Source organism: Acidobacteriota bacterium, assembly GCA_016208495.1.
Taxonomy (GTDB): Bacteria; Acidobacteriota; Blastocatellia; order Chloracidobacteriales; family Chloracidobacteriaceae; genus JACQXX01.
The window spans coordinates 57,189-69,315 of the sequence record JACQXX010000092.1; the positions used below are offsets into that span (position 1 = coordinate 57,189).

The 12,127-nt window shown below is 51.7% G+C and carries 11 protein-coding genes; 6 read left to right on the plus strand and 5 right to left on the minus strand.

Features of this window, described 5'->3' with window-relative positions; genetic code table 11:
- Positions 1–86: 86 nt before the first annotated feature.
- The 5 genes from atpH (at position 87) to HY774_19210 (ending at position 5,592) form a co-directional block, all read left to right on the plus strand.
- Positions 87–629 carry an ATP synthase F1 subunit delta gene (gene atpH / locus HY774_19190; protein ID MBI4750615.1) on the plus strand — a complete coding sequence of 181 codons (543 nt, stop codon included), beginning with the start codon at positions 87–89 and terminating at the stop codon, positions 627–629.
- A gap of 332 nt (positions 630–961) precedes the next feature.
- Entirely contained in the window at positions 962–2,494 is a 1,533-nt protein-coding gene (atpA, locus tag HY774_19195; protein ID MBI4750616.1) for a F0F1 ATP synthase subunit alpha, read from the plus strand.
- A 124-nt stretch (positions 2,495–2,618) separates the two neighbouring features.
- Positions 2,619–3,539: an ATP synthase F1 subunit gamma gene (gene atpG / locus HY774_19200; GenBank protein ID MBI4750617.1), complete on the plus strand. Its 921-nt coding sequence runs from the start codon at positions 2,619–2,621 to the stop codon at positions 3,537–3,539.
- A gap of 287 nt (positions 3,540–3,826) precedes the next feature.
- On the plus strand, positions 3,827–5,029 hold the full coding sequence (locus HY774_19205) for a geranylgeranyl diphosphate reductase (protein MBI4750618.1): 1,203 nt from the start codon (positions 3,827–3,829) through the stop codon (positions 5,027–5,029).
- A complete protein-coding gene (locus HY774_19210) occupies positions 5,026–5,592 on the plus strand; it encodes an LptE family protein (protein MBI4750619.1) in 567 nt (188 codons plus the stop codon). Before HY774_19205 ends, HY774_19210 begins: the two co-directional genes overlap by 4 nt.
- Before the next feature lie 257 nt (positions 5,593–5,849).
- Here HY774_19210 and rnz read toward each other — a convergent pair whose 3' ends face one another.
- The 5 genes from rnz to tsaB form a co-directional block, all read right to left on the minus strand.
- On the minus strand, positions 5,850–6,785 hold the full coding sequence (gene rnz, locus HY774_19215; GenBank protein MBI4750620.1) for a ribonuclease Z: 936 nt from the start codon (positions 6,783–6,785) through the stop codon (positions 5,850–5,852).
- A 162-nt stretch (positions 6,786–6,947) separates the two neighbouring features.
- Entirely contained in the window at positions 6,948–7,781 is an 834-nt protein-coding gene (locus HY774_19220) for an LOG family protein (GenBank protein MBI4750621.1), read from the minus strand.
- Positions 7,782–7,916: 135 nt separating this feature from the next.
- Positions 7,917–9,218, minus strand: a complete 1,302-nt coding sequence (locus HY774_19225; GenBank protein MBI4750622.1) for a DEAD/DEAH box helicase — start codon at positions 9,216–9,218, stop codon at positions 7,917–7,919.
- A gap of 144 nt (positions 9,219–9,362) precedes the next feature.
- A complete protein-coding gene (locus tag HY774_19230) occupies positions 9,363–9,860 on the minus strand; it encodes a GNAT family N-acetyltransferase (protein MBI4750623.1) in 498 nt (165 codons plus the stop codon).
- 10 nt (positions 9,861–9,870) lie between these two features.
- A complete protein-coding gene (tsaB, locus tag HY774_19235; protein ID MBI4750624.1) occupies positions 9,871–10,692 on the minus strand; it encodes a tRNA (adenosine(37)-N6)-threonylcarbamoyltransferase complex dimerization subunit type 1 TsaB in 822 nt (273 codons plus the stop codon).
- Positions 10,693–11,097: 405 nt separating this feature from the next.
- Here tsaB and HY774_19240 point away from each other — a divergent pair, with 405 nt between their 5' ends.
- Positions 11,098–12,114, plus strand: coding sequence for a 6-phosphofructokinase (locus tag HY774_19240; protein MBI4750625.1), 1,017 nt, complete (start codon positions 11,098–11,100; stop codon positions 12,112–12,114).
- The last annotated feature ends 13 nt before the right edge of the window (positions 12,115–12,127 follow it).

Consider the following 12,127-nt stretch of genomic DNA (forward strand, 5'->3'; position numbering starts at 1 on the left):
TCAGCCCAATGTCTTCAGCCCTGAGCCCTGAGCCCGATGTCTTCAGCCCGAGAAAAAGGTCTTCATTTCCACGAACTGAGTTATTTATGAGCATTACCGCCCTTGCCAATCGTTATGCCCGTGCTTTGGTTGATGTGACTGCGGCCAAAGGCGAAATGAAAGAAGTGTTTACTGAGATCAGCGCGTTTCAGACCCTGGTCGCCACCCACGCCGAACTCCACGAAGTCGTGGTCAATCCAACAATTCCCCAAAACCAGAAAGAAGTGCTGCTGGTCACGCTGACCACCCGCATGAAGCTGCGCCCGACAACGGTGAATTTCCTGAGTCTACTGCTGCGCAATCAGCGTCTGGCCTATTTAGGTGAAATTGTGGAGGCATTACGACGCGAAATTGACATTCGGACCAATGTGGTCGCCGCCGATGTCACCACCGCTGGCGCCCTGGCTGAAACCCAAAAAGTCACGATTGAAAAACGCCTCCAGCAAGTCACCGGAAAAGCCGTTCGGATCAACTACACGGTGGATCCAACGATTATCGGAGGTGTGGTCTCACGGATTGGAAGCCGCATTTATGACGGCTCAATTCGCAATCAGTTAGACAGCTATCGCACAGCTCTGAGCCAAAACTAGAGAATGAAGAATGTGGTTAGTGGTTAGTTTTTAGTGCCTGGTTCTTGGTTCTTCTTCGAAAGTATTGATTTCTAATCACTAATCACTAATCACTAAAAGGGTTCTTCATTCTTAAGCTGGTGCATGTGTTGATCTGAGTTGGGTTTCACACAGGGGATTGTGTTTGGATAGAGCGATTTTCTTTTCCACGCATTCATTTTTTCAGGGGATTCCCCTCATCCTCACCTCCAGACACTCTTTTGGTGAGCACCACTCATCGCCAATGCCCGGTAAAACGATGTTAGTTTTTTTGAATTGAATTATTTGCGGGATTTCCCTGACAGGAAGAAACTATGGAACCAATTAAAGCGGACGAAATTAGCCAGATAATTCGCCAACAGATTGAAAACTTCCAGGTGGGAGTAACGGTTTCTGAGGTTGGCACGATCATCAAAGTCGGTGACGGAATCGCTGAAATCCACGGCCTGGAGCGCGCCATGGCCGGCGAATTGCTCGATTTACCCAACAACGTAAAAGGCATTGCCCTCAACCTTGAAGAAGACAAGGTCGGGGCGGTGTTGTTTGGTGATTACTACACGATTAAACAGGGCGACCTGGTCAAGCGCACCGGACGCATCATGTCAGTCCCGGTCGGTGACGCCATGATCGGTCGGGTGGTCAACGCCCTTGGCGAACCAATTGATGGTCGCGGCCCGATTGCCAATGACGGGTTTAACCCCATTGAGCGCATCGCCCCTGGGATCGTGGACCGCAAAGGGGTGAAAGAGCCAATGCAGACCGGTCTCAAAGCCATTGACTCGCTGGTGCCGATTGGTCGCGGACAACGCGAACTCATCATCGGTGACCGCCAGACCGGAAAAACCGCCGTCGGGCTTGATACCATTATCAACTCCAAAGGCAAAAATCTGATCTGCGTCTACATCGCCATCGGTCAGAAAAAATCAACTGTGGCCCAGGTGGTGAAAAAGCTCGAAGAGCACGACGCAATGTCATACACCGTCATTGTGTCAGCCGGCGCTTCGGACCCGGCGGCCATGCAGTACATTGCGCCGTACTCGGGCTGTGCCATCGGGGAATACTTTATGGATCGCGGCAAACACGTGCTGTGCATCTATGACGATCTTTCAAAACACGCCGTCGCGTATCGCGAAATCTCCCTGTTGCTGCGCCGTCCGCCCGGACGTGAAGCCTATCCTGGGGACGTGTTTTACCTGCACTCACGCCTGCTGGAGCGCGCGGCCAAATACAGTGATGAAAAAGGCGGCGGCTCATTGACAGCCCTGCCGATCATTGAAACCCAGGCCGGCGACATCTCGGCGTACATTCCAACCAACGTGATTTCAATCACTGATGGTCAGATCTTCCTCGAAGCCGACCTCTTTAACGCCGGGGTCCGACCCGCCATCAACGTCGGTCTGTCGGTTTCCCGCGTGGGAGGAAACGCCCAGATCAAAGCCATGAAGCAGGTCGCCGGAACACTCCGCCTCGAACTGGCCCAGTACCGCGAACTTGCCGCCTTCGCCCAGTTTGGCTCCGACCTTGACAAAGCCACCCAGCAACAGTTGGCTCGTGGTCAGCGCCTGACGGAAATCCTCAAACAGCCGCAATATGTACCAATGCCGGTTGAAAAGCAGGTCTTTCTGGTGTGGGCCGCCACGGGTGGTCACGTGGATGAAATTCCCGTGGCTGAACTCCGTCGGTTTGAGACCGAGTTGATGTCCTTCCTGGATAACAGCAAGTCTTCACTGCTCAAGAAAATTCTGGACAAGAAGGAATTGACCGGCGAGATCAAGGATGAAATGAAGGCAGCCATTGACGAGTTCAAGAAGACCTTCACCGTTCGCGGCCAGGCAGCAAAAGCCTAAGAGAATGAAGAATGAAGAATGAAGAATGAAGAAACCATTCTGTTTTTTCTTTCTTCATTCTCAATTCTCAATTCTTCATTCAGACATGGCTTAACCCTTATTCATCACACAGAAATAAAAAGCTATGCCAAATTTACAGGGTGTCAGGCGACGAATTAAGGCGGTGCGCAGCATGCGCCAGATCACCAAAGCGATGAAACTGGTGTCTACCTCGCGCTTGAAACGTGCGCAGGATCGAGTAACCGCAGCGCGCCCATACTCCAGGAAAATGACCGAAGTGCTTGAAAATCTGGCTTCACGGACCACCGGGTTTTCGAGTCCACTGTTAGAACAACGCACCGGAAACCGGGTCTTGCTGGTCCTGGTGACTGGCGATAAAGGGTTATGCGGTGCGTTTAACACCAACCTGATCCGGGCGGCCAACCTCTTCATCCGTGAAAATCCGGATGCCCACATCGAACTGGTGGCCATCGGACGCAAAGGCCGGGATTTCTTCCGGCGACGCAACATCAAAATTCGCAAGGAATATATCGGCATCACAGCCAAAGCGGTCACGTATGAGATTGCTGCCGAGATTGCCCACGAAGTAGTCGAGATGTTTAGTGGCAGTTCAACCGAAACGCTTGAAGAAGCGGCTGAAAAAACCGAATTTGAAACTCCAGATAAAGTCGTTCTGATTTATAATGAGTTCAAATCCGTCATTCAGCAGGTTGTTCGAACCGAACAACTCCTGCCAATCGGACGCTTTACCGAAACGACCGATGAGGGGCAAGGAGGTTCGGATTCAAGCACTGACTATCTCTATGAGCAGCCACCAGCCGAAATTTTCACCCGGCTGCTTCCCCGCTACATTGAAACCCAGATGTTTCAGGCCCTGCTTGAATCAGTGGCATCCGAACATGGTTCCCGGATGACCGCCATGGACTCCGCCAGCAAGAACGCCACCGAGGTGATTAACAAGCTGACGCTGAACATGAACCGCATCCGTCAGGCAGCCATCACCAACGACATCATCGAAGTGGTCAGCGGCGCGGCAGCACTTTAGGACCGGGTTCAGGGTTCAGGGTTCAGGGTTCAGGGTTCAGGGTTCAGGGTTCAGGGTTCAGGGTTCAGGGTTCAGGGTTCAGGGTTCAGGGTCTTCGAACTTTTGTCCTTTTCGTCTTTTTTGTCCTTTATGTCTTTTAAACCCTGGACCCTGAAACCCTGAACCCTTACCAATACGATTTTCTTATTCGGCGTTTGGAGCAGCAAACATCAGTTGCTCCAAACGCCGAAATGTTTTCCAATGCCCTGACTGGTTGACCCCTGATCCTGAAAATAGACGAAACCAATATGCTTGTTGTTATTTGTGGTGGTGGCCCTGGTGGCGCGGTTGCCGCCCAAAAGCTGGCCCAAAGTGGCGTTGAAACCATTCTTCTTGAAAAAAATTTCACCCGGATCAAACCCTGTGGCGGGGCAGTCCCTCCAGCGCTGATCCGCGAATTTGATATTCCAGAACACATCATTGAACGGCGGGTTCAAGCCCTCACGGTTTATGCCCCCTCAGGCCAATCGGTTCAGATAGAGACTTCAAATAGTTTTGTGGGCATGGTCAACCGCGAAGCGTTTGACAATTTCTTGCGGGATCGGGCGGCCCAGGCAGGTGCTTTGATCGTCGAAGCCCGCGTTGAAACACTTGATGCAACAGAACTTGGCGCGTTTGTGACGTTTACAACCCCTGACGGCAAACGGAAAACTGTCCAGCCGGATTGCATCATTGGCGCCGACGGCGTCAATTCTCTGGTCGCCCGAAAACTCAATCTGGTCAAAGGCGGTTTGCAGGCAACGGCTGTCCAGGAACGATTTGCACTCAAGTCTGATCACATTGCCCAGTTGATCCAGCGGTGTGAAATTTATTATGACGGGCGGTTTTCGCCTGATTTCTATAGCTGGGTGTACCCTAAAGCCGACCACGTCGTGATTGGCACCGCCACCACAGTCAGCAATGCCAACGTCCATATCTATCTGGAAACCTTCAAACAGCAGCTTGGCATTCATGACGCACCGATGTTGACTGAAACCGCTCAAATTCCGCTCCGTCCGTTGAAAAGCTGGACCGCCAACCGGGCAGTCTTGATCGGGGACGCTGCTGGCCTGGCAGCGCCAACGTCGGGTGAAGGCATTTATTATGCAATGAAAAGTGGTGTGATGGCGGCAGATGCAATTTTAGAATGCAGCGCTGATTTGCGGGCACATAAGCTGGAAGATGCCTACCAGAAACGATTTATGAAAGAGTACGGCGCAACCTACCGTCAACTTGAAGCTTTACAAACGGCTTACTACCAGAGCGACGAACACCGCGAAGCACTGGTTCACCTGTGCACTGATGCCTCAATTCGTGATCTGGCCATCCAGTCATATCTGTTTAACAAACGCCTTTCACCAGTCTCAATTTTTACTTCATTAAAGCTCAAAACCAAAAACGCTGTTCAGTTGACCAGGGTGAAGCTTGGTCACTTTACCGGGAATGAAAAACTGGACAAAATTGCCAAATGAATCAACCTATTTCGTCGAAGCTCCACTATGTATTGCGTGTGTTTCACAGCATCTGTTTATTTGTTCTGGTGTTTGTGACGGTCGGTGCTGGCCCCTGCGGATACAAACCAGCCGGGAAAGGTGGTTCATTGCCGCCGAATATCCGCACGATTGCCATTCAGACATTTACCAACGAGAGCCTGCGGTATCGGGTCGAACAACGGTTTACGGCGGCGCTGGCGGATGAAATTCTGCGCCGGGGGTTACCAATCAGGCTCACAACCGATACCACTCACGCCGATGCGCTCATCACCGGGAGCATCCGCAACTTTGGATTTCGAGGGGTACTCGTTGACGATCAGGGCCGTATCCGCCTGTATGAACTCACCATCACTTCAGCCGTGACGCTGCGCGACCAGACCTCCAATCGCGTCCTGTTTAACGATCAACGGCTGCAATTTCGTGGCGAATATCAACTCTCCGATGATCCGCGCTCATTTTTTAACGAAGAAGACCCAGCCGTCGAACGCATGGCCCGCGACTTCGCCCGAAGCGTGGTAACTTCAATGTTAGAGGGATTTTAGTCAGTAGTCAGTAGTCAGTAGTCAGTAGTCAGTAGTCAGTAGTCAGTAGTCAGTAGTCAGTAGTCAGTAGTCAGTAGTCAGTAGTCAGTAGTCAGTAGTCGAGTGTTGGGAATTGAGAAATTCTGTCAAGTGGATTCGGTTCTATTTGAGTCATTTAGGAACAATTCTTTTCAAGAATTCGACGGATTCAACGATCCGGGTTTTATCTACTGACTACTGACTTATCAACTACTGACTTATCAACTACTGACTACTGACTACGATCTTGAATTATCCACCGTCCACACCAAAAAATCGTGCGCCAGCTCAGTATTGGGAAAGATTGAACGGGCATCTTTGAGCAGATCATCGAGGGTGATAGCGCTTTCATTGGTGTAGCGCGGGCTGAAATGTGTCAGCAAGAGTTGTTTCACACCGGCTTCGAGGGCGACACGGGCGGCCATGCGCGTGGTTGAATGCAGGGCGCGATGGGCCAGGGGCTCGTCTTCGTGGGCATAGGTACTTTCGTGAATCAAAACATCCGCATCTTTGGCCAGCCGGACTGATGATTCGGAATAAATCGTGTCGGTGCAATACACCACTGACCGGCCCGGCTTGGGAGGACCACAGAGTTCGGCGCCGTTGATGGTTTGGCCATCGGCGAGCGTGATGGAATTACCGCGTTTGAGTTCTCCGTAGAGCGGCCCAAACGGAATCCCCAGCGCCTTTGCTTTTTCGACCAGAAACTGACCGGGTCGGTCTTTTTCCTGCACCCGGTAGCCATAAGCTGGAATGCGATGCCGGAGCGTGGCACAGGTAACCGTGTATTCGTGGTCTTCAAAGACCAGTCCAGGTTTCACCGGGTGAATATTGAGATTGTAGGGAAACTGGGTCTGCGTGAAGTGCTGGCAAGCGTGGATCAAGTCTTTCAACTCAGCCGGTCCATATAAATCAACTTTGGTCATTCGCCCGGTCAGACCAGCGCTGGAAAGCAAGCCCATCAGTCCAAACGTGTGGTCGCCGTGCATATGCGTGACGAAAATACGGCGCAACTGGCTGATACTGAGGTTGCTGCGAAAAAACTGATGCTGGGTGCCTTCGCCACAGTCAAACATCCACTGCTCCCCTCGTTGGGTCAACGACAGGATCACGCTCGACACATTGCGTGCCCGAGTTGGAACGCCTGAACTGGTACCGAGAAAAGTGATTTGCATGGGTGGCTTTTGTTCTTCGGGCTGAAAACTTTGGGCTGAGAAAACCAGGGCTTGGGGCAATCGAAGGGATGAGGGATGAGGGATGAGGGATGAAGGATGAAATAAACCCAATTCTTCAGCCCCAAGCCCTCAGCCCCCAACCTGCCTTCTTCAGCCCTGGTTTTATTCGTTAAAAGGTGAAGCTTCGGCCTCTTCGCCATAGAACATCTGCAATTGATCCCGGAGATATTCAAAGGCCGTTTGCGGCGTATCGGCAAAACGAAACAGATTCAGATCCTCTTGATTGATCATTCCCCACTTTTCAAGGGCGTCAAAATTCAAAACTTCGCGCCAGTACTGCTCGCCATAAATCACAATCGGAATTGGGCGGCGCAGTTTTTTGGTTTGAATCAGGGTCAGGACTTCAAGGAGTTCGTCTAACGTTCCAAAGCCGCCTGGAAAAATCACCAGCGCTTTTGACAGGTAGATAAACCAAAACTTGCGCATGAAAAAGTAGTGAAACTCAAAACTCAACTCATTTGAAATAAATGGGTTCGGAGCTTGCTCAAATGGAAGGCTGATATTGAGGCCGATTGACTTGCCGTGTGCCAGTGCGGCACCTCGATTGGCAGCCTCCATAATGCCCGGACCGCCTCCAGAACAAATCAAAAACCGTCGCTGGCGTTCTTTGAGGCTTTTTGACCACTCGGTCAATAACCGGGCAAGTTCAACTGCATCATCATAATAACGCCCCATTTCCAGTGCCCGGTCCAGTTTGTCCCGGTAACCATCCTCAAGCCCATCATTTTTCAATTCTTTCTCGACTTCTTCACTCGGGCGAATCCGGGCTGAACCAAAAAAGACGATGGTGTCTTTGACCTTGTAATGGCGGAATCTCGATTCCGGCTCCAGATATTCGCTCAGAATCCGCAACACTCGGGCGCTGTTGCTATTTAAAAAATCCAGGTTTTTATAGGCTTTGAGCGGAAGCGGGCGCTTCGATTGATCTTTGGACATTCAGGGGCAACTCCTTATGACAGAATGGCAAGCTGACAAAGTGACAGAATGACAAGGTGACAAAATGACAAGGTGACAGAGTAATTGTTTGACCACTCGCTACTCACTGCTCTGGGTTTGACTACTTCGCTCCCTCTACTTAAATCGGCGATAGAATGGTCGGCGGCGGTTCTTTCGGGCTTCCAATTCGACAAAGGCGTTACTGTACAGAGCAATGATATCAGCGTGCAAATGTGTTCCCCCATCTTGATCGGACAAGAGTGGCTGGAGCCGTCCCAGGGTGTGAACAAAGGCAGTTCGTAGCGGCACCGGGCGATCTGGATGGTACACCAGATGACAGGGAACGCCACGCGTCCAGGTCACCCAATCGGCCAGTTCCTGCGAGTTTCCAACCGTGGCCGAAAGCATCAGAATGCGGGCGTCAGGCGGGGTATAAATGATTGATTCTTCCCAGGCTACGCCACGTTCGCGGTCCCCCAGATAATGAACTTCATCAAACACGACCAGCCGAACCTGGCTGAGAGTCCGGTCTGAAAACCCAAGGCCGTTCATGGCGTCATAGAGGCCATTGCGGTAAATCTCGGTCGTACCGATTTTGAGCGGAGCATCCGGGTTGACCCGCCGATCACCAGTGATGATGCCAACGTTTTCGGGGCCGAAAATGCGACTGAATTCCCGAAATTTGTCATTGGAAAGGGCTTTGAGTGGAGAGGTATACCAGCAGGATTGACCGCGCTCCAATACCCCACGGATGGCCTGCTCGGCAATCCAGGTCTTTCCCGAGCCGGTTGGTGCTGAAACCATAACATCCGCATCCTGATTCAAAACCAGGTCAACCGCTTCAAGTTGAAAATCGTCAGGCCGAAACGGCTGAACTTCCGGCGCCCCAATTCCAGCCAGCAACTGATCAAGTTCTTCCCGGCGCCGACGGCGGAGCATCAACGAATGCAAATCAAGCGATTCCTCAGCTTTGGCGCCGGCTGATTTTTCAAATTCAATCAGTTCCTTTAACACCTGATTGATCCCGCCCGATGCCAGCAACTGGACGACCGCCAAAGCTGGCACACCGGCGGCATGGTGGCCTTTTTGATATGACCGGGTCAGCACGGCCACAATTTTATCCAGACCCGCTTTCGGGGCTTTTGGTTCGCGTTCTTCAAGCCAGTCGCGCAACTGTTTGGGAGTCAACTCAACGGCTTCAACCAGACGGTGGGCAAGTGCCGGCTGGTCCTGGGCTTGAATTGAAAGTTCAACGATCAATTCCATCCGGTTCAGCTTTGAAAGCGTTCTGGGGAGTGCTGAGGAAAGATCTTCGACAGGTGCTTTTTTCTTTCGGTTCGCAGATTTGGTCTCCGCCGGGCCAGATAAAATCTGGCGCAGTTGCGATGTATTGAGCGTTTCTGCCAGCCGAATCAGTTCAGATGATGACAGGTTCAAAGCAAACTCCTTAATTGAATGAAGAATTGAGAATTAAGAATTAAGAATTAAGAATTGGTTGGTTCTTGGTTCTTCTTCAAAAGTATTGATTTCTAACCACTAATCACATTCTTCATTCTCAATTCTTCATTCTTCATGTTGGCCTTACAGCCAGCGTTCCATCACGACGGCGTCTTCCGTGGGCCCATAATAGTAATTGCGGCGACGGGTGACGGATTGAAACCCTAGCTGGTAATAGAGCAACTGTGCCGCTGTGTTTGAAGCCCGAACCTCCAGCCGGACACTTTTGGCGCCATAGATGCGACCACGCGCCATGGCTTCCTCCATCAATTCCCACCCAACGCCAAATCGTCGAAAATCTGGATGTGTCGCAATGTTGTTGATATGGAGTTCGTCATACTCTTCGACCGGAGAGGGCACAACCCGCCCCACGATAAAACCAAGAATGCGTCGCATCATGGCTCCCGGTTCATCACCTCGGGCGACCAGCATGATGGCCATCGGGTTGTAATGCAGATCCCAATGATAGCCTTCATACCCCCAGCGACTCAGCCCGGTGGTTTCTTCAAGCTCCACCACTTCCTCCAGGTCGGCTTCCATCATATCCGCCACAAAAAACTTGAGTCCCTTTGGTTTTTCCATTTTCGACACCTCACGCCTGACTTTCGACTGGCTGGATCAATTTGAGTTCGGCTTCAGACGGACGAACATAGCAGGCGTCGATTTCGTGGGCTCCAATCTGTTTTCCCTCCCGCCAGCGATTGAGAAAAAGCCTCGCTGCCGTTGGTGCCAGAAAGGTTGGAGATTGAATACAATACCAACCGCCTGATTCAATCAGGTAATTCATTTGAGAAGCCTGGTCAAGTGGAAAAAATTGAACGTGCTGCTTGTCAGCTTCAGATTGCAGGCGGCCAGACAAGGTGGGAATCGCATCTCCGGTAAAAAACCCCGCAGCGGCAAATGTCGGAGGGGTTCGGAGAAACACGGTTACGATCTCGGCAATCTGATTTTTGTGACCGGCGACTGGTTCAGTGAGCGGTTGCGGCCCAGTGCCGGATTCGAGCCGAAAACACTGGGCATAGACCTCGTCCCGATACGAAATCTGTACCACCCAGGCCCAAACCGGGGTTGAAAAGGAAGGAACGGCAGTGGTCAAAGCTTCGAGCGTGGTGGCGGTGACAACTGGCCGATTCAGGGCCTGGCTCATCGCCTGAATCGTAGCCAATCCGACACGGAGACCGGTAAAACTGCCTGGGCCAACCAGGACGCCAAATCCGTCCAGTTCGGTCACAGCACAACCGGCGCGGTGTAAGACAAAATCAATATCACTGATCACCAGTGATGAAGTTTGCCTGGTAACCACGCCAAATTCGGCCAGAAGCTGGCTTCCACGAACCAGCGCAACGCTAAATTGGGTGGAAGTTGTGTCCAGAATCAGGAGTACAGGGGAATCAGGAGGTGAGGAAACAGTCATCGAATTTGAATTAATCTTTCTGCAACATATTCCAGGTAGGGTCAGTGTCAAATCGCATTTCAGTTTTTCAAGAGTAACCACACCGGCTTCAAACTGATCTCAAAATAAGATTTCAGGATCTGAGGACAAAGGAGAATCTGAGCTTTACGCTTGTTAACAGCCCTTAGCCCTGTCTGATTGGGTGAAATTGTGGTGTTTGACACATCTTGTCGCTCAACTATATAGTTGCACCGCTTGCTCTGACAATCCTGTGGCTCTTCAACCCTTTACTCCTCACACGCTTTTTCAAGCGGACCCCAGGGCGGCGATCTTCTGCCAATACAGGCAACTGTAGAATCAGCCGGCAGCCAGGACTTCTCTTCATCAGAGGACTTTCACGTGAAAGACATTCGAACCATTGGTGTCATGACAGGCGGTGGCGATGCACCGGGACTGAATGCAGCATTACGGGCAGTTGTTCGCCGGGCCATGCAGGCCCACCTGCGGGTGCTCGGTATCCATCACGGTTGGAAGGGTTTGATCCAGGGTAAGGTTGAACCCCTTACACGCTATTCAATTTCAGGTATTCTCCCACGGGGTGGAACGATTCTGGGAACGTCACGCGTCAACCCACTTGAATCGGATGAATCGCTGCAGCGTATCCAGGAAACCTGGCGGCGGTTTGGACTTGATGCCCTGATTACAATTGGAGGCGATGGCACACTCAGTGCCGCGTTGCGCATGTGGCGTGATCAAGGCTACCCAATCGTCGGAATCCCAAAAACGATTGATAATGATGTGCGTGGCACCGACTTTACCCTTGGCTTTGATACCGCCGTGTCAATCGCCACCGAAGCCATTGACCGATTACACAGCACGGCTGAATCCCACGACCGGGTAATGGTGGTCGAAGTTATGGGCCGTCATGCTGGTTGGATTGCGGCCACTTCAGCCATTGCCGGGGGTGCCGACATGGTGCTCGTACCGGAATACCCGTTCCGGATTTCCCGAATCTGCGAAATCATCAACCAGCGCAAATCACTCGGGCGCTTTTTTTCAATCATCGTGGTGGCGGAGGATGCTCACCCGCATCCGGATGAAAATTTTCTCTCTGAACAAGATGCCCAGGAGGTATTTGAACATACCCGACTGGGCGGGATTGGCTCACTGCTTGGAAAAAAAATCGAGGAATTGACCGGGATTGTTACCCGAGTCACGGTGCTGGGATTTGTCCAACGTGGAGGCGGGCCAACCGCGTTTGACCGGATGCTGGCCTCACGCATGGGGGTCAAAGCTGTGGATATGGTGCTCAACCGTGAATTCGGCTCCATGACGGCCATCCAGGGAACACATATGGTCTCAGTTCCACTCGAACATGCGGTCTCGGGTATCAAGCTCCTGGATGACAGTATTTACCGCGATTGTGAAGTCTTTTTCGGTTAGACGTTCCGTCCTC

Bases quoted from the DNA above. Each gene is read 5' to 3' on its own strand.
- HY774_19205 (MBI4750618.1), top strand. From the start codon at position 3,827: ATGCTTGTTGTTATTTGTGGTGGTGGCCCTGGTGGCGCGGTTGCCGCC.
- HY774_19240 (MBI4750625.1), top strand. From the start codon at position 11,098: ATGACAGGCGGTGGCGATGCACCGGGACTGAATGCAGCATTACGGGCA.
- atpA (MBI4750616.1), top strand. From the start codon at position 962: ATGGAACCAATTAAAGCGGACGAAATTAGCCAGATAATTCGCCAACAG.
- HY774_19230 (MBI4750623.1), bottom strand. From the start codon at position 9,860: ATGGAAAAACCAAAGGGACTCAAGTTTTTTGTGGCGGATATGATGGAA.
- tsaB (MBI4750624.1), bottom strand. From the start codon at position 10,692: ATGACTGTTTCCTCACCTCCTGATTCCCCTGTACTCCTGATTCTGGAC.
- atpH (MBI4750615.1), top strand. From the start codon at position 87: ATGAGCATTACCGCCCTTGCCAATCGTTATGCCCGTGCTTTGGTTGAT.
- HY774_19220 (MBI4750621.1), bottom strand. From the start codon at position 7,781: ATGTCCAAAGATCAATCGAAGCGCCCGCTTCCGCTCAAAGCCTATAAA.
- HY774_19210 (MBI4750619.1), top strand. From the start codon at position 5,026: ATGAATCAACCTATTTCGTCGAAGCTCCACTATGTATTGCGTGTGTTT.
- rnz (MBI4750620.1), bottom strand. From the start codon at position 6,785: ATGCAAATCACTTTTCTCGGTACCAGTTCAGGCGTTCCAACTCGGGCA.
- atpG (MBI4750617.1), top strand. From the start codon at position 2,619: ATGCCAAATTTACAGGGTGTCAGGCGACGAATTAAGGCGGTGCGCAGC.